General features: G+C 73.1%; 22 protein-coding genes. 7 read left to right on the top strand and 15 right to left on the bottom strand.

What is annotated here, in order from left to right:
* The first annotated feature begins 44 nt into the window (after nt 1-44).
* A complete protein-coding gene (locus WME97_RS08995) occupies nt 45-860 on the top strand; it encodes an SDR family oxidoreductase (RefSeq protein WP_437551167.1) in 816 nt (271 codons plus the stop codon).
* Between the two features lie 16 nt (nt 861-876).
* Here the strand turns inward: WME97_RS08995 and hemH are convergent, their stop codons facing one another.
* Together hemH and WME97_RS08985 are read right to left on the bottom strand one after the other, a co-directional pair.
* The gene (hemH, locus tag WME97_RS08990; protein WP_437551165.1) at nt 877-1,779 is read right to left on the bottom strand and encodes a ferrochelatase; all 903 of its coding nucleotides are present in this window, start codon (nt 1,777-1,779) and stop codon (nt 877-879) included.
* Nucleotides 1,780-1,860: 81 nt separating this feature from the next.
* A complete protein-coding gene (locus tag WME97_RS08985) occupies nt 1,861-2,292 on the bottom strand; it encodes a hypothetical protein (protein WP_437551164.1) in 432 nt (143 codons plus the stop codon).
* A 237-nt stretch (nt 2,293-2,529) separates the two neighbouring features.
* Between WME97_RS08985 and WME97_RS08980 the strand changes: the two genes are divergently transcribed.
* Nucleotides 2,530-3,702 (top strand): hypothetical protein, encoded by a 1,173-nt coding sequence (locus tag WME97_RS08980; protein WP_437551162.1) that lies wholly within the window; start codon nt 2,530-2,532, stop codon nt 3,700-3,702.
* Nucleotides 3,703-3,850: 148 nt separating this feature from the next.
* Here the strand turns inward: WME97_RS08980 and recO are convergent, their stop codons facing one another.
* The 5 genes from recO to tsaB all read right to left on the bottom strand — a co-directional run bounded on the left by recO (nt 3,851) and on the right by tsaB (nt 7,934).
* Complete coding sequence (gene recO / locus WME97_RS08975; RefSeq protein WP_437551160.1) at nt 3,851-4,570, bottom strand: DNA repair protein RecO; 720 nt, start codon at nt 4,568-4,570, stop codon at nt 3,851-3,853.
* 59 nt (nt 4,571-4,629) lie between these two features.
* Complete coding sequence (locus WME97_RS08970) at nt 4,630-5,064, bottom strand: helix-turn-helix domain-containing protein (RefSeq protein ID WP_044964367.1); 435 nt, start codon at nt 5,062-5,064, stop codon at nt 4,630-4,632.
* A 108-nt stretch (nt 5,065-5,172) separates the two neighbouring features.
* Complete coding sequence (locus WME97_RS08965; protein ID WP_437551158.1) at nt 5,173-6,051, bottom strand: tetratricopeptide repeat protein; 879 nt, start codon at nt 6,049-6,051, stop codon at nt 5,173-5,175.
* Between the two features lie 216 nt (nt 6,052-6,267).
* Entirely contained in the window at nt 6,268-7,116 is an 849-nt protein-coding gene (locus WME97_RS08960) for a Crp/Fnr family transcriptional regulator (protein ID WP_437551156.1), read from the bottom strand.
* Nucleotides 7,113-7,934, bottom strand: coding sequence for a tRNA (adenosine(37)-N6)-threonylcarbamoyltransferase complex dimerization subunit type 1 TsaB (gene tsaB, locus WME97_RS08955; protein ID WP_437551154.1), 822 nt, complete (start codon nt 7,932-7,934; stop codon nt 7,113-7,115). Before tsaB ends, WME97_RS08960 begins: the two co-directional genes overlap by 4 nt.
* 125 nt (nt 7,935-8,059) lie before the next feature.
* On the opposite strand from tsaB, the gene WME97_RS08950 reads away from it, so the two are divergent.
* The 5 genes from WME97_RS08950 (at nt 8,060) to WME97_RS08930 (ending at nt 13,085) form a co-directional block, all read left to right on the top strand.
* The gene (locus WME97_RS08950; RefSeq protein WP_437551152.1) at nt 8,060-9,058 is read left to right on the top strand and encodes a hypothetical protein; all 999 of its coding nucleotides are present in this window, start codon (nt 8,060-8,062) and stop codon (nt 9,056-9,058) included.
* Between the two features lie 128 nt (nt 9,059-9,186).
* Complete coding sequence (locus tag WME97_RS08945; protein WP_437551150.1) at nt 9,187-10,608, top strand: trypsin-like peptidase domain-containing protein; 1,422 nt, start codon at nt 9,187-9,189, stop codon at nt 10,606-10,608.
* Between the two features lie 155 nt (nt 10,609-10,763).
* The gene (locus tag WME97_RS08940) at nt 10,764-11,003 is read left to right on the top strand and encodes a DNA gyrase inhibitor YacG (RefSeq protein ID WP_437551148.1); all 240 of its coding nucleotides are present in this window, start codon (nt 10,764-10,766) and stop codon (nt 11,001-11,003) included.
* Nucleotides 11,000-11,878 carry a hypothetical protein gene (locus WME97_RS08935; protein ID WP_437551146.1) on the top strand — a complete coding sequence of 293 codons (879 nt, stop codon included), beginning with the start codon at nt 11,000-11,002 and terminating at the stop codon, nt 11,876-11,878. Before WME97_RS08940 ends, WME97_RS08935 begins: the two co-directional genes overlap by 4 nt.
* A 40-nt stretch (nt 11,879-11,918) precedes the next feature.
* On the top strand, nt 11,919-13,085 hold the full coding sequence (locus WME97_RS08930) for a PrsW family intramembrane metalloprotease (protein WP_437551144.1): 1,167 nt from the start codon (nt 11,919-11,921) through the stop codon (nt 13,083-13,085).
* A 148-nt stretch (nt 13,086-13,233) separates the two neighbouring features.
* Here the strand turns inward: WME97_RS08930 and dnaJ are convergent, their stop codons facing one another.
* The 8 genes from dnaJ to murD form a co-directional block, all read right to left on the bottom strand.
* Nucleotides 13,234-14,319, bottom strand: coding sequence for a molecular chaperone DnaJ (gene dnaJ / locus WME97_RS08925; protein WP_437551142.1), 1,086 nt, complete (start codon nt 14,317-14,319; stop codon nt 13,234-13,236).
* Between the two features lie 151 nt (nt 14,320-14,470).
* Nucleotides 14,471-15,739 (bottom strand): cell division protein FtsZ, encoded by a 1,269-nt coding sequence (gene ftsZ, locus WME97_RS08920; RefSeq protein ID WP_437298721.1) that lies wholly within the window; start codon nt 15,737-15,739, stop codon nt 14,471-14,473.
* 245 nt (nt 15,740-15,984) lie between these two features.
* Entirely contained in the window at nt 15,985-17,307 is a 1,323-nt protein-coding gene (gene ftsA, locus WME97_RS08915) for a cell division protein FtsA (protein WP_437298720.1), read from the bottom strand.
* 129 nt (nt 17,308-17,436) lie between these two features.
* Nucleotides 17,437-18,471, bottom strand: a complete 1,035-nt coding sequence (locus WME97_RS08910) for a cell division protein FtsQ/DivIB (protein ID WP_437551139.1) — start codon at nt 18,469-18,471, stop codon at nt 17,437-17,439.
* Complete coding sequence (murC, locus tag WME97_RS08905) at nt 18,468-19,877, bottom strand: UDP-N-acetylmuramate--L-alanine ligase (protein WP_437551137.1); 1,410 nt, start codon at nt 19,875-19,877, stop codon at nt 18,468-18,470. The genes WME97_RS08910 and murC overlap by 4 nt, the downstream gene beginning before the upstream one ends.
* The gene (gene murG / locus WME97_RS08900) at nt 19,877-21,094 is read right to left on the bottom strand and encodes an undecaprenyldiphospho-muramoylpentapeptide beta-N-acetylglucosaminyltransferase (protein ID WP_437551135.1); all 1,218 of its coding nucleotides are present in this window, start codon (nt 21,092-21,094) and stop codon (nt 19,877-19,879) included. The genes murC and murG overlap by 1 nt, the downstream gene beginning before the upstream one ends.
* A complete protein-coding gene (gene ftsW, locus WME97_RS08895) occupies nt 21,088-22,413 on the bottom strand; it encodes a putative lipid II flippase FtsW (protein ID WP_437551133.1) in 1,326 nt (441 codons plus the stop codon). The genes murG and ftsW overlap by 7 nt, the downstream gene beginning before the upstream one ends.
* Nucleotides 22,410-23,780, bottom strand: coding sequence for a UDP-N-acetylmuramoyl-L-alanine--D-glutamate ligase (gene murD, locus WME97_RS08890; RefSeq protein ID WP_437551131.1), 1,371 nt, complete (start codon nt 23,778-23,780; stop codon nt 22,410-22,412). Before murD ends, ftsW begins: the two co-directional genes overlap by 4 nt.

Below are 23,780 nucleotides of genomic sequence, written 5' to 3'. Positions count from 1 at the left end.
CGCGCCAGGGCGCGCGCTCCCGCGATCGTGGTATGCGGGCGTCCATGGCAAGCAAGCTCGCCGGGCGGGTCGTTCTCATCACGGGCGCGTCGTCGGGGATCGGCGAGGCCCTCGCCCGGGAGGTCGCGCGGCGCGGCGGCCGGGTCGTCCTCGCGGCGCGGCGGGCCGCGCGGATCGAGGCGCTCGCGACGGAGATCCGACGGTCCGGCGGCGAGGCGCTCGCGACCCCGTGCGACGTCACGCGCGACGGCGACGTGGAGCGCGCCGTCGCACAGGCGAGCGAGGCGTTCGGGCGGCTCGACATCGCCATCGCGAACGCCGGGTTCAGCGTGGCGGGGCGCGTCGAGGAGCTCGCGCTCGACGATTTCCGCCGGCAGTTCGAGACCAACCTGTTCGGCGCGCTGCGCACCGTGAAGGCCGCGTTGCCGGAGCTCAAGCGATCGCGCGGCGGCGTCGCGCTCGTCGGCAGCGTCCTCGGCTACCTCGCGGTCCCCGCGGTGGGCGCCTACACGATGAGCAAGTTCGCGGTGCGCGCCCTCGCCGAGACGCTGCGCGCGGAGCTCCACGCCGAGGGCGTCGCGGTCACGCACGTCGCGCCGGGGTACGTGGCGAGCGAGATCCGCCAGATCGACAACGCGGGCAACCTGCACGAGGGCGCCCCGGATCCCGTGCCCCGCTGGCTCGTTATGCCGGCGCAGACGGCGGCCCGACAGATCATGGACGGCATCGCCGCGCGGCGCGCCGAGGTGATCGTCACCGCCCACGGCAAGCTCGGGGTGTCGCTCTCGAGGCACGCCCCGGGGCTGCTCCGCGCGACCGTGTCGAGGCTTCCGCGCAAGCGCCGCGTCAGCAAGCGCTGAGCCGACGAGGCGCCGCCTACGGCGCGGCCTGCGCGAGCTCGCGCCGGACGAGCGCCTCCAGGGCGTCGATGAAGCGCGGCCGCGTGTTCACGGCCGGCGCCCGGGAGAGCCGCGCGAGGCCCGCCTCACGGGCGAAGACCTGCGCCTCCACGTCGAGATCGTAGAGGGTCTCGACGTGATCGGCGACGAAGCCGATCGGCGCGATCAGCGCCTCCCGCACGCCACGCGCGGCGAGGCCGTCGAACGTCGACCGCAGATCCGGACCGAGCCAGGCGTCGCCGGTCATGCCCTGGCTCTGGAAGGCGACGAGCACCGGGTTCCCGCGGGCGGCGATGCGGCGCTCCACCTCGGCGGCCATCGCGCGGAACTGGCGCTCGTACGGATCTCCGGCGGCGATGATCCGCTGCGGGAGGCTGTGGGCCGAGAGGATCACCGCCGCCTTCGCCCGGCCCTCCTCGGGGATGCGCGCGAGCGCCTCGTCGATCACCTCGACGAAAGCGTCGATCAGCGCCGGCTCGAGGCCCCACGCGGGCACGCACCGGACCTCCATGCCGTCGAGCGCGGCGGCCGCGTCGCGGACGACGGCGTGGTAGACGTCGACGGACTGTGGCGCGAGCGGCAGCGAGACGACGCGCCTCACGCCGCTGCGGTGGAGCGCGCCGAGCACCTCGGCCGGATACGGGTTCCAGAGGCGCCCCGCGGTGGCGACCGGGAGACCGAGCCTCGCGGCGAGCGCGTCCGCCTGGGCCTGCGTGATGCGCATGAGCGGCGAGCCGCCGATCGCCTGGAAGCGGCGGCGCACCTCGTCGATCACCTCCGGCGGGGCCGGCCTGCCGCGGCGGATATTGGTGACGAATGCGGGCAGATCGTCGAGCCGCTCGACGGTACCGTGGCAGCTGAGGAGGACGGCGGTGGTCACGGCGCTACTCTACATCGGCGCCCGCGCGAGCAGCGCAGCCCTCGCCGGGGCGTGAGGGCGCCGCCGCTCGCTGGCGCTGGCTCAGTCCGCGTCCCAGGCGACGACGACGCGATCATGGCCGATGAGGCCGTTCTTCTTGCGGGCCAGGTGCTGCGCGACGACCCGATCGCCGGCCGCATAGACGCGCACCTCCATGTACGCCAGCCCCTCGTCGGTCTCGATTCCGTCCAGGATCTCCGTCGAGTCGAGCTGGCGCTCCCAGCCCGAGACCGGATCGCGGAAGAGGTCGCTCTTGAGCCGCTCCAGGATCGCGTGCCTCCCGCTGGTGACGCTGGGGTGGGCCGGCGGATCGCGGCTGCTCACCTCCTCGATCACGGCGTCTTCCGCGTAGATCCGGGAGAGGGCCTCGATGTCCTTGCCCCTCAGGGCACGGGTGATCTCTGCGAGTAGCCCACCGTTCACCCGCTGGGCCGAGGGTCGCGTCCGCGCCGAGCCTTCCATGCCCGCTTGCATGGGACGCAGCGGCGCAGGCGTCGAGCCCGTGCCAGGGCCGCGCGGCAACGGTGACGGTGATGAAGCGATGAAGCGCCGCATCCCGGCAGCGACATCGGGCCGCGACGCGACCGTCACGTATGCAATAGACGAGCGCTGAGCTCGGTGGGCAGCCCTCCTCCACATGGCCACAAGCCGGGATCGCGCGGCTGGCGGCGAGTTGCAGCGCCCGGACGGACGTGATGGATAAGGAAGGTTATGACGCAGCGCCGCACGGTCGTGCTCGCCGATCTCCACCTCGTGCGCCAGACGCCGCGCGACGTGACCGCCGATCTTGCCCGGTTCGTGGAGGCCCACCGGGGGGCACGCATCGTGGTCGCGGGTGATCTGTTCGATCTCTCCTCCGAGTCGCCCTGGATGCCCCGGCCGCGTGCGCTGCGCGAGGCGCTCCTCGCGCACCCGACCGCGCGGGCGGCGCTCGCCGAGCACCTCGACCGCGGCGGCGAGCTCTGGCTGGCGGGTGGCAATCACGACGCCGAGGTCGGGGCGCCCGACTTCCCCGTGGCGCTGGCTGAGGCGCTCGAGGTGACCGGCGAGGCCCGGTCGCGGATCCGCACGACGCCCTGGTTCTTCCGCGAGGGGGCGATCCATCTCGAGCACGGCCACTTGTATGATCCGGACAACGCCCCGGCTCACCCGCTCGTGGTCGGCGAGCGCAGCCTCGGCGTTCACTTCGTCGAGGAGTTCATCGCGCCGACCGGCGCGCACCGCTATCTGCAGGCGAACGATCAGACGCCGCTCAGCTTGTTCCTCTCGGCGTTCACCTGGTACGGCCCTCGCGCGCCCTACGTCATCTACCGCTACTTCCACGCGGCGATCGGCGCGATGTTGAAGAGCGGCCCGCTCTACCGCGCGGGAGGCGAGGCCACGGTGGGCGCCGCGGCCATGGAGCGCTTCGCGCACGAGCTCGGGGTGCCGCGCGCGATGGCAGACGCGCTCGTCGGCCTCGGGGCCACGCCGACCCTGGAGAGCGCGGCGCGCACGTTCACGCGCCTGTACTTCGATCGCGTGATCGCGACGCTGTCGATGGGCGCCGGGATCGCGGCGCTCGGGCTCGGCGCGCGGGGGACCGGCGCCGCGGCGCTCGGGCTCGGCGCGCTGCTGATGGGCGCGAGCTGGGCGAACGGGCACAACCGCTACGCCGGCACGGTCGCCGAGCGCCTGGCCGAGAGCGCCGGCCGCGTCGCGAGGACGACCGGCGCGAAGCTGGTCGTCTTCGGCCACACGCACCGCGAGGCGCTCGGCGACGGCTACGCGAACACCGGGAGCTTCTCGTTCCCTCGCGCCGCGCCCGGCCGGCCCTACGTGGAGATCGAGGGGCCGCCCGACGCACCGCGCGCGATGACCCGCTTCTGGCGAGCCGTGGCGTGACTCCGAACCGCTAGAAGCACCGCCGAGCGGCGGTCACCCGCACAGGAGACGGGCCCAGATCGGCGTTTTCGGCGCGCAAGCGCACTCCAGTGCGCTGAGCACCGAAAACGTCGAGATGGGCCCGTATCCGAAGCGGGTGACCGCCGCTCTAGCCTCCGCTCGCGTGCGCGGTGAGCGCGCCCTCGACGAGGTCGAGCGCGAGCGGGACGTCCTCTTCCGGGATCGGCGCGCCGCCGAGCATCGCCGCCAGCAGCCGCTCCCTCGGCTCCGGCCGCAGCACGACAGGTCCGCCGCCACAGGCCCGGCAGACGAGGCCGCCGCGCGCCGGGTCGGCACAGGCCGACTGCGTCGTGTCGCAGGCGCGCCCGCAACGGACGCACTGCATGAGCTCGAGGCCCCAGCCGAAGGCGACGAGCAGGCGCAGGCCGGTCTCCGCGAGCAGCGCCTGGGGAGGGGCCGTGGACACCTCGTCGAGGCGGTCGAGCAGCTGGTTCAACTCGCTCCACGCCGCCTGCTCGGCGGTGTGCGCCGGCGCGATCTCCCGCACCCAGCGCAGCGCGCGCCCGGCCACCTCGAGGCGCCCGAGATCCCCCGCGAGACGCAGGCGCGGGCGCTCGATCGCCGCTTCCGTGAGCTGGGCGAGCTCCGCGCCCGGACGGATCTCCAGGGTCACGCGGAGCAGGTGCATCGGCTCGAGCGCCGGGAAGCGCTTGGCCGAGCGGCGCGCGCCACGCGCCGTGGCAGAGATGAGCCCCCCCTGCTCGGTGAAGAGCCCGACCAGGAGGTCGGCTTCACCGAAAGGTACACGCCGGACCAGAAGCGCCCCGGTCCGGACGCGCTCCGTCCGCAGGCGAACCGATCGAGGCATGGCAGGTACCGGCGGTTATGGCGCGAACCGCGCGCGAGCGCCCGGCGAAAATTTGGCCCTCAGGCCGAGAGGGAGGTACGAGCCCTCGCGAGCGTGCCCTCCGACAGCTCCGGCGGCATGTCGTGGCCGCGGGGCCTGAGCACGATGCTGAGTGCCAGCGTGAAGAGGATGAGCAGCAACACGAACGCGATCGCGACCCCGAAGCGCCTGCTCTGGGTGCGGCGCGCAGGCGCCGCGATGGGCAGCGGTGTCACCAGCGCGATCCGGCGGCTCGCCGTGTATCGGGCCAACACCTCCTCCATCGGGAGCGAGACCGCGCGAGCGTACGCCTTCAAGAACCCCCGAACGAACACCTCGCCGGGCAGGTCGTCGAAATGATCTGCCTCGATTCGTTCGATGGAGATCACCGGGATGCGCGTGGCGCGGGCGACTTCCTCCACGCTCATGGCTCGGGCCTCACGCGTGCGTCTCAGGTAGCGTCCGATCGACTCCATCCCATTCCACCCATCGTCATTCGGTCGTCACTCTACTCACCCTGAGAACCGTTGCTCAACCCCCTAGCGCACCCCGCGGTACTTCTCGGACAGCGGCGCGCCGAGGCCCTATTGCAACGTCTGTAACTGTGCAGCGCAGCGCTGCCCCACGGGCGTCGTCGCGTTGATCTCCCGGCACCGCTCGAGATCGGCGCGCGCGTCGTCCACGAGCCCCCTCTTCTCGGCGATGCGGGCGCGCGCGTCGAACGCGTCCTGCAGCCGCGTGCACTCCGGCTGGTCGGTCTCGACCGCCCTCGTCAGCGCCTCGCGCGCCAGATCGAGCTCGCCTCGCTTCTCGTAGGCGAGGCCGAGCCGGTACTGCCCCACGCAGAAGAGCGGCTGCGCGGCAATCGCGCGCCGTAGCGCGTCGATGGCCTCGTCGTTCCTGCCCTTGAGCAGGTACGCCCAGCCCAGGTTGCCCCACGACTTCTCCGGCGAGGCGTAAAGGATGTCCTCGGTCAGCGGCTTGAGCACCGCGATCGCCTCGTCGTAGCGCCGCTGATGCACGAGGATGACGCCCAGCGCGTTCTTCGCGTCCCGCATCTCCGGGTTCGCCTCGAGGGCCCGCCGCGCCATCTTCTCGGCGCTGTCGAAGCGGCAGTCGCTGGAGTGAGCATCACCCGCGCAGAAGCCGAGCAGGATCAAGGCGCCGAGATAGGACGCCTCGGCGTTGTCCTCGTCGTGCGAGAGCGCCTGCTCGACGTGCGCCAGCGCCTCGCGCAGGCGGCCGCGCTGGAACGAGTCGCGCGCGAGATCATATTCCGCGAGCGACCGCGCGTCGCTCGTCTGCGCCGAGGGCTGCGCGCCGCCGCCGCACGACACGAGCGCGAGCGGCGCAACGAACGCGAGGGACGCAAACGACAACAGCGACCCCATCGACACGACAGCAGCCGCGCCGCGGATGCACCCCGCGCGGGTCGCTGCTGTCCTGTGTCGCTGCGAGGTCATGTGCGATCTTGAATCCGCTGCCGAACGATGCCGCGGCGCGGCACATTGTCAGGACGGGACTTCGCCTGCCCTGCGGGGACCCCTGAGTAAACCAGGCCGCTTGTCACGTCAACCTGCGAATCTCCCTGGAAGACGCGGCGCGTTCTCGGGATCCCGATTCGGCTTCCAGCAGTTGTCAGGTCGGCGTAGGATGGTGGCGCAGGCGGTTCCTGCTCGTCACTGTTCGCCACGGATCTCGTCCTTGAGACCCAGCAGGCCGAACAACCTCCGCAGCGCTTCGATATCGGGGATCTCGAGGCGCTCGTCAGCGACGCGCAGGTACTGGCCCTCCCGGAGCTGCTGGACGGCGCGCTTCACCGTGTCGACGTCGAGGCCGACGCGGGTGGACAGCTCCATCGGCGAGATCGCGAACGAGGCGCCGTTCGAGGCGGCGCCGCCGGTGGCGCGCGACTGCTGAGCGAGCTTGAGGAGCGCGTTCACGACCTTCGACTGCGTGTCGGTGAGCATCATGATCTCGATCTGGTCCTCCGCGTCGCGGAGCCGACCGACGAGCTGCTTGATGATGCGCATCGCGACGGCCGGGTTGCGCTCGACGAGGTTCTGCAGCGTGCCCTGATCGAGCGCGAGCGCGACCCCGCGCGAGAGCGCGATCGCCGTCGACGAGCGCGCCGCGCCGCCGAGGAGCGCGGATTCGCCGAACAGATCGCCGGGCTTCAGGACCATCAGGCTGCGCTCGGCGCCGCGGACCTTCTTGATGAGCCGGACCCGCCCTTCCTCGAGGAGGTACGCCTCGGTCCCGGGCTCGCCCTCGCGGAAGATGACGTCGCCGGCCTCGAACGGGCGGCCAAACCGGGCGCGGAGCCGCTCGGGATCGGGCCCCGGCTCGGCCGACTCCACGGGGGCGGACAGGGCGACGGGCTCGTCGCGCGACGCGGCGGGGGCGGAGGGAGAGCCAGCGGGCTCCGCAGCCTCGGCGGGCGGCGGAGCGCGCTCCGCGTCGCTGGGGATCGAGGCCTCGCGCTCCGCGTCCGGTGCGACGCCGTCCCCTTCAGGCGAGCTGATCATCGGGGCGGAGTGTATCCCAGCTCGGCCGGCTTCGCGTCCGGCGCGCGCACATAGAGCGGCTCCAGGAGCGCCGGATCGTGCGGGGACGCCGCTGGCCCGCGCTCGCCGCCCGCGGCGGCCGCCCGGAGCCGGTCGATCGCGACGCGTCCGATCCATGTCGCGTCGGGGAAATCCAGGGCGTCGCCCCGCGCGGCGAGCGGCCGGAGCGCCTCGATCTCCTCGGCGACGGCGCCGACGACGACGATGCGGCGCCCCGCGGCGAGCTCGGCCACGACATCGAACGCCGCGTCGCGCGGCAGGTGGCGCGGCGGGATCGAAGGCGCCGCCGCGGGCGCATCGAAGGCGGCCAGAAAGACCTCCCCCTTCTTGGCGTCGATCAGCGGGACCAGGAGATCGCCGGGGCTCGCCGCGCCGGCAGCGAAGGCAGCGGCGGCCATCGCCTCGAGCGAGGTGACGCCGGCGACCGGGACGTCCAGCGCCAGCGCGACGCCCTTGGCCGCCGCGACCGCCACCCGGACCCCGGTGAACGAGCCGGGCCCCACGTCGCAGCCGAGCGCCTGCAGCGCCGCGGCCGGTAGGCCTGCCGCGGCGAGCACCTCGTCGATGGCTCCGAAGATGCGCTCTGCGTGCCCGTGCAGGTCGGCGTAGGTCATCGCCGCGAGCAGCCGCGCGCCGGCCGCCGGCGCCGCGGCGAGGCCGGCGGTGGAAAGCGCGCCGCCCCGCGACGCCGCCGCCTCGGCGTGCAGGACCACGTCCGCTGCTTCGAAGAGGGCGGCGCTGCCGCGCGGGGTCGAGGTCGAGAGGGCGAGGAGCTTCAAGGCGCGCTCGGGAACGTTGCAGCCGCGATGCTGTCTGGCAGAACCTCGGGCCAAGGGCAACGAGCTTCGGCGAGGCGCTGGGGCCGCTGTCCGTTCGACGGGGCCGAAGAGCGGGGTGCGAGCCGATGCGCGATCAACGAGCGATGCTGCCGGCGCTCCTCGTATCGGCGCTCGTCCATCTGGGCGCGTGGAGCTCGGCGCGGCTCGGACCGGAGGTGCCCGCCAGCGATCCCGCCGGGCCAGCGGCGGAGCGCGAGCCGATCGATCTCTGGACCGGGCTCACGGCCGCGCTGCCGGGTAGCGGGGGCGCGGCGCGCCCGAGCGACGCTCGCGGCGGGCGCGACGAGACCGGCGAGCGCGGCGAGCCGACGAGCATGCCAACGGCGCGCGCTCCGGCCGATGCCAGCCGGCCGACGGCGCCTGCAGAACGCCCTGCAGAGGCCGGCGGCGAGCCGGCGCCGCCCATGGCGGCCGCGCCGCGCGGCCAGGAAGCGCCGCGGCCGAATGCGACGCCCCGGCCCAAAGCGACGCCCCGGCCCGCAGAGCGACGCCGGGAGCCCGCGGCGAACGGGGAAGCCGGCGCACCGGCGCGCTCCGCCGCCGCGCGGACGAGCGCTGGCGCAGGAGAGGACGGCGAGGGCGACTTCGGGGCGGCCGGCGTCAGCGCTGTGCGCAACCTCGGGCGCGCCTTCACGAGGGCCATTCCGCCCGCGTGCCAGGCGGATCCGATCTGGGCGACGCTCCCGCCCGGAAGCGCGGGGAAGGCGCGCTTCGTGATCGACATCGACGACGCCGGGCACATCGCGACGTGGCGTCCGGAGCCCGGCGGGGAAGAGCCCGCGCGACACCTGAGCAACCTGGCGAAGCGGACGATCGCGCTGCTCGGCGGCGGGACGTTTGCAGTGGCGCGGGGCGCCGTGACGGCGGGGAAGCAGACGCTGGAGGTGAGCGCCGTCGTCCGCGTCGGCGAAGGCGCGGGAGAGACAGGCGCCCCTGCCGATCTGGCGTGGCGCTTCGAAGGGGGGCGCGGCAAGGCGTCGTTCGTCCAGCCCGGCGGTCGCCTGGTGGAGGTCGTCGTCCAGGTGGTGCGCACGGAGGCCGCACGAGGCGCGCCTCCTGGCTGAGCGGCCAGCGGGCCGCGCGTGCGCCGCCTCGTCCGGCCCACGGAGCAGCTCGGCCGCGGCGCGGAGCGCTTTCCAGCGGCCGGTCCTTGCGCGCTTGCGGTCGCGCCTCGAGGCTCTACGTCCGGCCCGTGGGACGGCTCCGCGCTGCCGCATGGGCGTGTGTCGGGTTCCTCGGGACCGCACCGCTCGCTGCCTGCGACGACCGGGCAGCCGCGCTCTCGCCCCCTCCATCGCTCCGCGGCGTGGCGAGCGCGCCGTGCTCGGTCCTGCGCGCGGAATCGCCGCCCGAGCCGTCAGCGGCCCGCGGCGCGATGACCCTGCCTGCGCTGATCGAGCACGTGCGGCCGGTGGTGGTGACCATCACTACCCTGCGCGCGCCCTCGTTTCCAGACGGGCGCGCGGGCCCGGCGCTCCCGTTCGAGGGCCGTGTGCAGCGGGTGGAGCGGGCGATCGGATCCGGGTTCGTGATCGCCGAAGAGGGGCTCGTGCTGACGAGCGCTCACGTGATCGGCGACGCGTTCGGCATCGAGGTGCAGCTCTCGGACGAGCGCGCCTTCGAGGCGACCGTGGTCGGGCGGGATCCGACGCTCGACGTGGCGCTGTTGAAGCTGCTCGGAGCGGGGTCGCTGCGGGTCGCCTCCCTCGGATCGAGCGCGCCGGTCCGGCCTGGCGACGGCGTCATCGTGATCGGGAGCCCGTTCGGGCTCGGACCGACCGTGACCCGGGGCATCATCAGCGCGACGTCGAGGCCCATGGGCACGGGGAGCCTCGACGGCTTCCTCCAGACCGACGCCGCCATCAACCCGGGAAACAGCGGCGGGCCGCTCTTCGACGCCACGGGGCAGGTGATCGGCATCGCGACGGCGATCCACGCCGATGGCCGCGGCATCAGCTTCGCCCTGCCGATCGACGAGGTGCTCGAGATCCTGCCCGAGCTGCGGGAGACGGGCCGCGTGGACCGAGGGCGCATCGGGATCAGCTTCCAGGAGGTGACCTCGCAGCTCGCGCGGGTGCTCCGGCTGCCAGGGCGGATGGGCGCGCTGATCACGGAGGTCGAGCCGGAGGGCCCCGGAGCGCGGCTGGGCTTCAGGCCGGGCGACGTGATCACGTCGGTCGAGGGGCGCCGCGTCGAGCACGCGCGCGAGCTCGCGCGCATGCTCCGGCGAGCCAAGCCAGGAGACGAGGTGGAGCTGATCTACAAGCGCGACGGCGCGGACCGGCGCGCGACGATGAAGCTCGATCCCTCGGCCTCCCACGAGCCGTCGTCGAGCTGGCGCGCGCTGGAGGATCGCGCGCCGAGGGGCGCCGAGCAGCCGTTCGGCGTGCTGGCGAGCGACGCCCTGGAAGGAGCGCGCATCGAGTCGATCGCGCCTCGGAGCCCTGCGGCTGGCCGCCTCGAGGTGGGCGACGTGGTGCTCGACCTGAACGGCGCGCCGGTGCGGGGCGGCGCCGACCTGACCGCGCGCCTCGGCGCGGCGGCACACCAGGATCTCCTGTTGCGGGTACGGCGCCACGGGGCGCCCCGCTACCTCGCGGTCCCGGCGCGCTGAGCGGGCGTCGGTCCAGCGCGCTGAGCGCGGGCGACACACTCACCGAGCGCTGGCCACACGCCCGCCGAGCGCGGGCCACATGCCGGAGAGCGCGGGCCCACGGCTCACCGAGCGCGGGCTACATGCCCGCAATGGACGCTGCTACGTTACGCCGCATGGGAGCTTTGGCAGGCGCGAGGTGCCCGATTTGCCGCAAGTCGGCGGGGCCCAGGCCCGAGAACCCGGTCTTTCCGTTCTGCTCGCCCCAGTGCAAGCTGGTGGACCTCGGCCGCTGGCTCGACGGTGGCTACCGGGTGCCTGGCCCGCCCGTTTCATCCACAGGGGACGCCGAGACCCTGGAATCGAAGGGACGAACCGACGGGCTCGACGGGAACATCCAGGAAGAGGACGAATGATCGCTCGTCGCGCGCTTTGCCTGCTCACCGTTCTCACGTCGGCCTCCATGACGTCCGCGGCCCTGGCACAGCAGGGGCAGCCGCTCCCGGGGACCTCGCCGAGCGTCGGCGCCAACGCCGCCTCGCCCGCCGGCGCCGCGGCCGCGCAGCCGAACCCGTACGATCCATCGATGCAGGCCGGAGGCCTGGCGCCGCCCCCTCCGATGAACACGCCCGAGCCGGAGCCCGCCGCCCCCGACGGCACAGAGCAGCGCCTCGACGAGGCCAAGGAGCGGGACTCGGGGCGCGGCCTCGAGATCGTCTGGCTGAACGTCGAGGGAGGCTACGAGAACGTCGGTCTCCAGACGTTCAACATCGACGAGGACGACTTCACGGCCGGGTTCGTTTCGAGCGCGGCCAACGGGGGCGTCATCGGCGCGGGGGCCGGCGTCCGGCTCCTGTACTTCACGCTGGGCGCCCGCGGACGGGTCGGGTTCTTCAGCGACTGGCAGCTCTTCACGCTGGGCGGCGAGGTCGGCATGCACCTGCCGCTCGGGAAGCTCGACCCGCACGTCGATCTGGGCTTCGGCTACGCCGGCCTCGGCAGCGTCAAGAGCGCGGTGAGCGGCGCGGCCGACGCCATCGCGATCCGCGGCTTCTACGGAAGGGTCTCCGGTGGGCTCGACCTCTACCTGTCGCCGGTCTTCTCGCTCGGCGCGAACGCGAGCTGGGAGCTCCTGGCGCTGACCAGGCCGGGGCTCTCCGCGGCCGCGATCGAGGGGATCAAGGGCGGAGCCGCCGCGCCCCAGCAAGCCAAGGCCGATCTGCTCGCGGCCGAGGGCTCCAGCGTGGGCTCGGCGCTCGCCCTGACCGCGGTCGCCGGGCTCCACTTCTAGCCGCAGCGAAGCCAGCCCCGCCGCCCCGCCCCTCGCGCCCATGAACGCCGCCGCCGCGCTCCTCTGGCTCGCCACCGTCGCAGCGCCGCTCGGAGGGATGGCCGCGCTCCTCATCTGGTCGCAGCGCCTCTATGGCAGGCGCCGGTTCGCGGTGGCGACCGCGCTGCTCGGCGCGCTCGCGTTCGTGCCGGCGCTGCTCATCGAGACGTTCCTCCAGCGCTGGCAAGGCGTCGACAAGGTCGCCAGCGCGCTCGACGCCGTCACGCTCGTCTACATCTTCGTGGTCACGGCGCCGCTGGAGCAGGGCCTAAAGGTGGCGGCCGTCGCGCCGATCGCGCGGCTGCGCGCGGTGGAGGAGCCGTTCGATGGGCTCGTGTACGCGGCCGCCGCGGCGCTCGGGTTCGTGTCGGCCCACAACGCCGTGTACCTGTGGGGCCGGCCGCTGGAGCCGCTCGACATCGCGCGGGCGCTCCTCGCCGTGCCGGCGCACCTCTTCTTCGCCTCGCTCTGGGGCTACGCGCTGGGCCGCGAGCGCACGCGGCCGCTGGGCGGCCGTCGCTTCAACGCCGCGTGGCTCGGCGCGATGGTGCTCAACGGCGCCTACGACTACATCGTCTTTGCGTGCCGCCCGGTCGCGCTCGTCATCGCGGCGCCGGTGCTCCTCGGCACCGGCCTCGTGACCTTCCTCGCCGCCCGCGACCTGCTCCGCCGAGGCGCGTCGCCGCACAGCTCGCAGCGCAGGGAGCGCCGCTTCCTTCCGCGCATCGCTCCGCCGTCGCTCGGAACGTTGCGGGAGGCGCTCAGGCGCACCGAACGACCGGTGACGCTCACGTGGATCGCCTTCGGCGCGCTCGTCACGGTCGGGGTGATGACGACCGCGCTCGCGATCGCGATCGCGCTCGGCCATCGCTTCGGCGTCGACTTCGCGGCGGTGGACCGGGGCGACGCCTCGACCGCCGCGGCGGCGCCGCTCCTCTTGCTCGTCGCAGCGGCGATCGCCGCCTTTCCGCTGGCTGGTTATCTCGTCGCCCGGGCCTCGTCGACGGGAAGCGTCCTGGAGCCGGCCGCCTCGGCGGCGCTCGCCATCCTGGGCTCTCTGGTGCTGCTCGGCCTCGCGGCCCCGGTCGCCGTCGTGTTCGCGGCCGCGCTCGCCCCCATCGCCTTCAGCCTCGCGTGCGCGGGCGCCTGGATCGGCACGACGCGCTGAGCGCGGCGCACGCTCGCGCCTGGCGCCAGAAATCCTGCCAGTTCGCCGGGCGTCGGCGCCGCGACGAGCCTGCGCGATCCCGACCTCGTCTCCGCAGCGCCGCCCCGCGCCGCCGCAGCGCTGGCCGGAGCTCGTGCGACCAGCAGACCTACGCGGTCGCCGCCTTCGCCGCCGGCGGGTGCTTGGCTACCTCGTCCTGGAACCTGCGGAGCAGCTCTTGCGCTGCGGGCGACAGGTTCCGCGGCACCTCGACCTGGATGACCACCTGGAGCGCTCCGCGGCCGCGACCGTCGATCCGGGGCGCGCCCTTGCCCTTGACCGAGATCACCTCGCCGGGCTGCACGCCCGCCGGGACCTCGACGTCGACGACCGTGTCGTCCGGCAGGTCGATCTTGACCGTGCTGCCGAGCGCCGCGTCCGCGAAGGAGATGGGCGCCCGCGTGATGAGGTCGAGCCCGTCGCGCTCGAAGCGCTCGTCCGCGGCGAGATCGACGTCGACGTACAGATCGCCGGGCGGCGCGCCCTGGGCGCCCGGCATGCCCTGACCCGGAACCCTGAGTCGCTGGCCGCCGTCGATGCCGGCCGGGAAATTGACGACGACCTTCCGCGTCTTCTCGACCGCCCCGAACCCCTTGCAGGTGGCGCACGGCGTCTTGATGACCGACCCCTCGCCCGAGCATTCAGGGCACGTCTGGGTGAACATCACGAACCCGCGCGAGGTCGAGACCTGCCCGGCGCCGCCGCACGTACCGCACGGCTTGCGTTTCGTCCCTGGCTTCGCCCCCGAGCCGGAGCAGTCGTCGCACGCCACCGGCGTCCGCAGGACGACCTCCCGCTTGCAGCCGAGCAAGGCGTCCCGCAGCGAGAGCCGCTGCTGAACCCGGATGTCCTGGCCGCGCGCGGGCCCGCGCCGCCGGCGCTGCCCGCCGCCGAAGCCGCCGAAGAACTCCGAGAAGATGTCCTGGAAGTGGGAGAAGATGTCGCCGTCGGCTGCGCCGCCGATCCCCTCGAGGCCGGCGTGCCCGAACTGGTCGTACCGCCTGCGCTTCTCCTCATCGGAGAGGACCTGGTACGCCTCGGTGGCCTCTTTGAAGCGGGCCTCCGCCGACGCATCGCCGGGGTTCCGGTCCGGGTGGTTCTTCAACGCAGCCTGACGATAGGCCTTGCGAATGTCGTCAGGCGTCGCGTCTCGCGCGAGGCCAAGAACTTCGTAGAAGTCGCGCTTTTCACTCATGAATCGTGGACCGCCGCGTCGATCCTGCCCGACAGCGGGCACAGGCGCCGGCTGACCATAAGTCGTCGTGCGCGCCTGTCAACGCGTAATACAGCGTGAACGCCCGCAGTGGCTGAGCACCGGGACTTCTTCCGTGCGGGCTGCGGCGCTGCTACTGGCCCCGGCGCTGGAACGCGGGCGTGTCCCAGTCGGAGTCGAGCGGAGGGACGAAGCTCGCGCGGTCGCGCGGGCTGCCGCCTGCCGCCTGGACCTGCGGCGCGGGCCGGCGGGTGGTCGGATACGCGACCTCCTCGTGCCGGTGCGGCTGGCGCTGCGTCATGGGCATCGGAGGAGCGCTCGGGGCGGAGCGGCCCGACATCGGCCCGGCCGCCGCGGCCAGCGACGCTCCGATGGAGTGCGCGGTGGCGCGCGGCTGCGCGGCGCTCGCGAGCTGCTGCGGGACCTCGGCGACGAGGTGGTCGAAGCCGGTCGCGATGACCGTGACCTTGATCATCTCGCCCATGTTCTCGTCGATCGTCGCGCCGAAGATGATGTTCGCGTCCTCGTGCGCCTGCTCCTGCACGAGCGTCGCGGCCTCCTCGATCTCGCGCATCCGCATGTCGGGGCCGCCGACGATGTTGATGAGCACGCCGGTCGCGCCCTCGACCGAGATGTCGTCGAGCAGCGGCGAGCTGACGGCCATCTCGGCGGCGAGGCGAGCGCGGCCCTGCCCCTTCGCGCAGCCGGTGCCCATGAGCGCGCGGCCCATGTTCGACATCACCGTCTTCACGTCCGCGAAGTCGACGTTCACGATCCCGTTCTGCGTGATGAGATCGCTGATGCCCTTGATCGCCTGATAGAGCACCTCGTCCGCCTTGCGGAACGCCTCGACGAACGAGAGGTCCTCGTCGCCCAGCGAGAGGAGCTTCTGGTTCGGGATCGTGATGAGCGTGTCGACGTGCTCCGCGAGCATCGCGAGGCCGAGCTCGGCGCGGCGCGAGCGCTGCTTGCCCTCGAAGAAGAACGGCTTCGTCACGACGCCGACGGTGAGGCAGCCCTCCTCGCGCGCGAGCTGCGCGATGACCGGCGCGGCGCCCGTGCCCGTGCCGCCGCCCATCCCCGCGGTGACGAAGACCATGTCCGCGCCCTGGAGGCACTCCTTCACCCGCGTCACGTCCTCGAGCGCCGCCTTGCGGCCCTTCTCGGGATCGGCGCCCGCGCCGAGACCGCGCGTGACGCTCGCCCCGATGTGGAGCTTGGTCGGCGCGAGGCTCGATCCGAGCGCCTGGGCGTCCGTGTTGACGACGATGAACTCCACGCCCTCGAGGCCGAAGTTGATCATCGTGTTGACTGCATTGCCGCCAGAACCGCCACAACCGATGACCTTGATCCGGGCGTCGTACCCGGTGTGCTCGTCGGCAAACTCGATGGAGAAACTCATGAACTCCTCCCGGGGAAGTACAGCTAGCCGCTCGGCCCGGCGCCGACCCCTACGGAGGTCGAGCGGCGCGGAACCCTCAGTGCGCGAGGACGTCCTCGCTCCGGACGGCATTCGGAGGGGCGCCTCTTCCCCTTCGAACACCGCGCTTCAAACCCTCTTGACTTCAAATTCAAGAGGGATCGCCAGTGCGTTATCGGACCCTCTCAAACCCAATTCTCTAACAACTTTCTCTTGCCACGTCATGCCTAGAATGCTGCTCGAAGCCAGTTCCAGAACCTCCCGCTCGACCTCTTTTCAATCGCCATTTCTTCGACGACATCACGACGCGACTCGCGCTCGCGGAGCTTCTCGCGACGGATCTCCGCGCGCCCGGCGTGGCCGGCGTCGAGCGTCACCGGCGTGAGCGCGCGCGCCTGCGCGAGTGCGTTGGCGCCGTACTGAACGAGGCCCACGCCCGTCGCGTACTGCGGGCCGGCCACGAGCTGCGTGATGCCTCGCACGCCGACCGGCACGCCGAGGCGCACGGGCATCCCGAGGATCTCCTCGGCGAACTCTGTCATCCCTTCCATGAGGACGCCGCCGCCGGTGACCACCGCGCCGGCCGAGAGCTGCTCGAGCATCCCGGTGTCCTCGATCCGCTTGCGGATGACCGCGAAGATCTCCTCGACGCGCGGCTCGATGATGTCCGACAGGACGCGGCGCGCCGCCTTGCGCGGCAGGTGCCCGCCGACGCCGGGGACCTCGATCTCCTCCTCGTCGCCCACCATCCGGCCCAGGGCGCAGCCGGCGTTGCGCTTCAGGCGCTCGGCCTCGCCCATCGGCGTGCGCAGCCCGGCGGCGATGTCGGCCGTCACGTTGTTGCCGCCCGCCGGGATCACGCTGGCATGCGCGATTCCGCCGTCCACGTAGAGGAGCAGGTCCGTCGTACCGCCGCCGATGTCGATGATGGCGACGCCGATCTCCTTCTCGTCCTCGGAGAGCACCGCCTCGGCGCTGGCGAGCGGCTCGAGCACCACGTCGGCGACGGTGAGGCCGCAGCGCTCCGCGCAGCGGACGACGTTCTGCACGCACGAAGTCGCGGCGGTGATCAGGTTCACCTTCACGCCGAGCCGGACGCCGCTCATCCCGACCGGGTCGCGGATGCCGTCCTGGTTGTCGACCGTGAACTCGCGCGGCAGGACGTGCAGGATCTGACGATCGGCGTCGACAGGGATGGCCCGCGCGCCCTCGAGGACGCGCTCGACGTCCAGCCGCGTGACCTCGCCGCCGGAGACCGCGGCGACGCCGTCGGACTGCTGGCAGCGGATGTGGCTGCCCGCGACGCCGGCATACACGGTGCGGATCTCGACGCCCGCCATCGTCTGGGCGGCCTCGATCGCCTCGGCGATCGAGCGCACCGTCCAGTCGATGTTGCTCACCACGCCCTTCCGCAGGCCGCGGCACGGGACGTTGCCCACCCCGAGGATGGTGATCCCATCAGCGTCGATCTCGCCAACGACCGCCGAGACCTTGGTCGTCCCGATGTCGAGTCCGACGACGATCTCAGTAGTCTCCATCCGGCTCTTCATTGCGTGCACCACCTCATGCGGGGACGAGCCCCATGCGCGTGTAAGGCGGGCACGACGCTGCCATGAGCCAGCAGCACCGGCCAAGTTTTGCTCGGCGATCGCCGGCGCGGAGAGCGGGCCCGACGGCGCTCATCTCATCCTCACCACGACGCGCTCGGGGTGCGCGTCGTTGTCGAGGAAGATCACCGACGCGTTCGCCTTTCGCTGGGCGAGCTCGGTGAGCACCCGCGACGCCTGGGCGACCTTGTCCCGGTAGGGCGGCTGCCCGAGGTGGAGCGAGATCGCCTCCTTTCCGATGGTGACGACGATCGACCCGTCCCGCTCGACGTGGAGCTCCTGGGTCGGATAGCGGCGCTCGACGCCGGCGCGCTCCAGGTCCTCGACCACGTCGAGCAGGCGCCGGACCGCGATGACGACGCCGGGGCGATCCCGCGCCACCTGTTCGCCGGTGATCCCCGTGACGATCGGGAGGTCGACGGGGTCGTCCCCGGCGAGCTCCTTGAAGAGCTCGCCGTCGCGCGTCGCGAGGTAGAGATCGCCGCCGATGGCGACGAGGGCCTGCGCCTCCCGCTCGACGACATCGACGTGGATCGTCGAGGGGAGCCTGCGCGTGACCGTCGCCTTCTCGATCCAGGGGTCGGTGGCGATCGAGGCGCCGGCGAGCTCGAGATCGAGCGTGAAGATGTTCTTGCCCACCTCGATGCCGCCGGAGCTGGCCACCTGCTCAGCGGTCCGGCGCTGGACGCCGTCGACGAGCACCGTGCGCACGGCGAAGCGAGGGCTCGACACGATGTAGCGGCGCGCGCCCCACGCGACGGCGGTCGAGGCGACGAGCACGACAGCGGCGCCCGCGAGCAGCTGCAGGGCGCGGAGGTGGCGCGCGATCGGCCGCCGAGGGCGCGCCGCGGGGGGCGCGCCGTCCTTCGCCGGCGGGCGCGGCGGGCGCACGGAGACGCTCGTCGCGGGGGGGGCCGGCGACTCGTGCGACGGCGGGGTCGACGCGCGTACGCGCTCGTTCTTCGGCGGCACCGCCGCCACGGGCTCGGGCTTCGAGCCGCGCGAGGCCGCCCGGACCGACGGCGCCGCGGGCACCGACGGCGCCGCGGGCACCGACGGCAGCGAGCGGCGGCGGTTCGGCGGGGGCGCGCTGGGACGCTCGGTCATGAGCTGCCCTCCTGCGGCGGCGACTTCGCCTCGAGCCGCGCCTTGAGCCCCCGCACGCACGCGTTCACGTCGCCCGCGCCGAGCGCGATGACCACGTCGCCGGGCCGGGCGATCATCTCGAGGGCCTCCGGGAGGTCGGCCTTGTCGGCGATGAAGCGCGCGTCGTGGTGGCCGTGCTCCCGGATCGACTGGACGAGGCGCTCCGCGGTGACGCCGGGGATCGGCGGCTCGCCCGCGGCGTAGATGTCCGTGACGAGCAGGACGTCGGCCTGGTTGAAGGCGCGCGTGAACTCGTCGAAGAGATCGCGCGTGCGGGTGTGCCGGTGCGGCTGGAAGGCCACGACGACGCGGTGATCCTCGCCGGGGAACGCCCGGCGTGCCGCGTCGATGGTGGCGCGGATCTCGGCCGGGTGGTGGCCGTAGTCGTCGATCATCGTGACGCCGCCGACCGACCCGACGACGGTGAAGCGGCGAGCGACGCCGCCGAACGTGGCCAGCGCCTGCTTGGTGACGTCGAGCGGCACCTCGAGCTCGTCCGCGACCGCGATCGTCGCGAGGCAGTTGAGGACGTTGTGCGCGCCCGGCATCTTCACCGTGAAGCCGCCGAGCGGCTCCCCCCGGCGGTACGCGTTGAAGCTCGTCTCGAGGCCGCGGAACTGGATGCCGCGCGCCGAGTAGTCCGACTGCGGCGAGACGCCGTACGTGACGTGGCGGCGCGGGATGCGCGGGAGCAGATCCTGGACGTGCGGGTGGTCGAGGCAGAGCACGGCGAGCCCGTAGAAGGGGACGCGCGCGGCGAACTCGACGAAGGCGTCCTTGATGCGCTCGTGCGTGCCGTAGTGATCGAGGTGCTCGGGATCGATGTTGGTGACCACCGCGATCGTCGGGGTGAGCCGCAGGAACGATCCGTCGCTCTCGTCGGCCTCGGCGACGAGCAGGTCACCGGCGCCGAGCCGCGCGTTCGTGCCGAGCGCCGCCATCTTGCCGCCGACGACGACGGTGGGATCGAGGCCGGCGGCGCGCAGGACCGTGGCGACCAGGGAGGTCGTGGTGGTCTTGCCGTGCGAGCCCGCGATCGCGACGCCGTACTTCACGCGCATCAGCTCGGCGAGCATCTCCGCGCGCCCGATCACCGGGGTGCCGAGCGCGCGCGCCTCGGTGAGCTCGGGGTTCTCGGGGCGGATGGCGCTCGAGTAGACGACGACATCGACGCCGCGGACGTTCTCGGCGCGGTGGCCGATGTCGATCCGGACGCCGAGCGACGTGAGCCGCCGCGTCGTCGAGCTCTCCTTGAGATCCGAGCCGGAGACCTCGAACTCGAGCGAGCGCAGGATCTCGGCGAGGCCGCTCATCCCGACGCCCCCGATGCCGACGAAATGGACGTGGCGAACGCGACCGCGGAACATCAGCCTGCCTCCTCCCAGCCGAGGCCAGCGCCGAGCGGCGTGGCCTGGTTCGTCACGGCGCCACGCTGCACCTCGCCAGCGCGCGCCGCGCGCCCTCCGAGGGTGGGAAAGCGCAGCGCGCGGTGGCGCGGAGCCCGCGCGAGCTCGAGCAGATCGGCGGCGACGCGCGCCGCGGCGTCCCGCGTGGCGAAGGCCGCCGCCGCGTCCGCCATGCGGGCGCGGAGCGCTGGCGCGGCCGCGAGCCGGGCGATCTCGTCGGCGAGGCGCAGCTCGGTGGCGTCGCCCTGGGCGATCGCGACCGCGGCGGAGGCCCGCTCGAGGGACTGCGCGTTCCTGAGCTGGTGGTTGTCGGCCGCGAACGGGTACGGAATCAGGATTGAAGGGCGCCCGACAGCGCAGAGCTCGGCGAGCGTCGACGCGCCCGCGCGGGCGATCACGACGTCGGCCGCGGCGAGCGCCTCCGCCACGTCGTCGATGAAGGGGACGACGCGCGCGCGCCCTGCCAGGCCGAGCTCGGCGTAGAGCGACCGGACCGCGGCCTCGCGATCCCTGCCCGTCTGGTGCACCACCTCGAGGTCGACGCCGCGCTCGCGGCCTCGCGCGATCGCGCGGGGGACGACGTCGTTCAGCGCCAGCGCGCCCTGGCTGCCGCCGAGGACCAGCAGGCGGAGCGCGCCTTCGCGCGGCGCGTACGGGGCGCGGGCGAAGGCGCGCCGGAGGGGGACGCCGAAGAGGCGCACGGTGCTCGGGCGCAGCGCGCGCGCCGTCTCCGGGAAGGCGACGTACGCGCGATCGACGATGGGCGCGAGCAGCCGGTTCGACAGCCCGAGGACGCTGTTCGGCTCCAGGATCGCGACCGGGACGCCGAGCGAGCGGGCCGCGAGCGAGACCGGTCCGCCGGCGTACCCGCCGAGCGAGAGCGCCACGCGGGCGTCGAGCCGCTCGACGAGCCGCCTCGCCTCCGGGAGGACGCTGCCCGCGCGGGCAGCGCCGCGCACGAAGCCGGAGAGGCCGCCCCCGCGGAGCGGCAGGACGTTGAGCAGCTCGAGGTCGTCGCCGCGCTCGCCCATCACGCGCACCTCGATGCCGCGCGCGGTGCCGACGTAGACGACGCGCGCTTCTTCGTCGCGCGCCGCGGCGCGGACGGCGTCGCCCACGGCGATCATCGGGAAGACGTGGCCGCCGGTGCCGCCTCCGGCGATGAGCACGGTCACCATGCGCCGCCCTCCTCGGCCGACGCGGCGACCACGGCCGACGCGCTCGGCGCGTGCGGGACGGGCGAAGCGCCCGCCTCGCCGCGCTTCTCGGGGGCCACGACGGTCCGCGATCGGCTGATGCTGAGCAGGATGCCCGCGGCCGCGGCGTTCACGAGCAACGAGGAGCCGCCATAGCTGAGGAACGGCAGCGTGAGCCCCTTCGTGGGGAGGATCGCCATCGCGACGGCGAGGTTCGTCATCGCCTGCACCCCGAAGAGCGTCGCGATGCCGAACGCCATGAAGCTGCCGTAGTCGTCGGCCGCCTCGAGGGCGATCTTCACGCCCCGCGAGACGATGACGAGGTAGGCCGCGCACAGGCCGAGGATGCCGACGAAGCCGAGCTCTTCGCCGACGATCGCGGACACGAAATCGGTGTGCGCCTCCGGCAGGTAGAGCACCTGCAGCCCTCGCCCGAGGCCGAGGCCGAAGAGCCCGCCCGAGCCGAAGCTCATGACCGACTGGAACGGCTGGTAGGCGAGGTCCGCGCGGTTGTTGTCCATGTCGATCCACGCGAGGTAGCGCGCGTAGCGGTACCCGCTGAAGCGAACGAGCGCGGCGCCGGCGAACGCCAGCAGCATGGAGAACGCGGCGATGTACGGGACGCGCGCGCCCGCCACGAACAGCAGCGTGAAGGTCAGGAAGAGCAGCACGACCGCGCTGCCGAAGTCGGGCTGCTTGAGGCAGAGGAGCATCAAGAGCCCGACGACGAGGAGGTGCGGGAGGAAGCCGACGGAGAACGACTTGATGCGCTCGGCCTTCTTCGACAGCGAATAGGCGAGCCAGAGCACGATCCCGAGCTTCGCCACCTCGGCCGGCTGCACGTGGACAGGGCCGAGCGAGATCCAGCGGTAGGCGTTGCCGGCCTTGTGGCCGAGCCCCGCCACGCAGGCGACGAGCATCCCGGTGACGGTGATGAGCACCGGGTACGTGAGGACCTTGAGCCGGCGGTGATCGATGCGGCTCGTGATCCACATCGTGGCGATCGAGAGGACCGCGTAGACCGCCTGACGCTTGAGGAAGAACTGCGCGTCCTTGTAGCGGACCGTCGCCTCGACGGCGCTCGCGCTGTAGACCATCACCACGCCGAAGCCGATGAGCGCCGTGACGACCGCCGCGAGGAGGGCGTCGACCGGCCCCGACGGGCTCGATCGCACCTTCCAGAAGGCCTCGGCGGCCGCCGCGATCCCGCCCGGCGCCGCCTTCTCCTGGTCCGGGGGACCGACGTGCCGGTTCTTGGGTGCGTCGGCGCGCGCGCCGAACGCGCTGCTCCACGACGTCACGACGCCACCTCCCCTGCGGCCCCGCCGGAAGCTCCCTGGAGCTCGCGGACCGCGCGGACGAAGGCGTCGCCGCGGTCCTTGTAGTCGCGGAACATATCGAAGCTGGAGCACGCGGGGCTGAGCAGCACCGCGTCGCCCGGCCGGGCGAGGGAGCGCGCGGCGAGGACCGCCTCCGCCATCGAGCCCGCCCGCGCGATCGGCAGGACGCCGGCGGCCGCTGCGGCGATGCGGTCCGCGGCCTCGCCGAGGACGACGAGGGCGCGCCCCCGCTCGCGCAGCGCGGACACGAGCGGGGCGTAGTCGCCGAGCTTGTCGCGCCCGCCCGCGATCAGGACGGCCTTCGCCTCGATCAGGCCGGAGAGCGCGGCGACGGAGGCGCCGACGTTGGTCCCCTTCGAGTCGTCGTAATAGCGGACCCCGTCGACGTCAGCGACGAGCGCGGTCCGGTGCGCGAGCCCCTCGAAGCTCGAGAGCGCGTCGCCGATCGCCGCCGCGGGGGCGCCGAGCGCGGCGGCGAGCGCGACGGAGGCGCAGGCGTTCGCGAGGTTGTGCGCGCCCGCGAGCCGCACGCGATCCAGCGGGTAGCGGGCGCCGGCGACGCGATCGACGATCGCGCCCCCCGCGGCGCTCACGTCCGCGCCGGCGTCGCGCGCGCTGAACGTCACGACGCGGGCGCGCCCGCGCGCCGCCTGTCGGGCGACGAGCTCGTCGCCGAAGGGGACGACCGCGACGTCGTCGGGCGTCATGCGCTCGAACGGGTTGCCCTTCGCGTCGGCGTACGCCGCGAAGCTCGCGTAGCGATCGAGGTGATCGTCCGTGATGTTCAGCAGCGCGTGGGCGCGCGCGTGCAGCGTCGGCACGCGCTCCGCCTGGAAGCTCGAGATCTCGAGGACGAGCACGTCCCACGTCTGGTCGACGACCTCGGCGAGGGGGGTCCCGAAGTTACCGCCGACGAACGTGCGGAGGCCGGCCCGCTCGAGCATCGCGCCCGTGAGCGCCGTCGTCGTGCTCTTGCCGTTGGTCCCGCCGATGAGCACGACGGGCGCCGACACGAAGCGCGACGCGAGCTCGAGCTCGCCGATGACCTCGCGCCCGGAGCGAGCGACGGCGTCGAGCGCGGCGAACGACGGCACGCCCGGCGACACGACCACGAGATCGGCGCCGTCGAACAGCGCCGGATCGTGCCCTCCCGGCGCGAGGACGACGCCCTCGCCCTCGAGGGCCACGGCCGCGGCGGAGAGCCGCTCGCGCGGCGCGCCGTCGTTCGCGATCACGCGCGCGCCGCGCGTGTTCAGGAGGCGCGCGGCCGCGACGCCGCTCCGGCCGAGACCCACGACGATCACTGTTCGCCCGCGGACGTCCATCAT

The sequence above is a fragment of the Sorangium sp. So ce367 genome, from assembly GCF_051520455.1.
Lineage (GTDB): Bacteria > Myxococcota_A > Polyangia > Polyangiales > Polyangiaceae > Sorangium > Sorangium cellulosum_B.
This window is presented reverse-complemented; position numbering and strand designations above follow the sequence as displayed.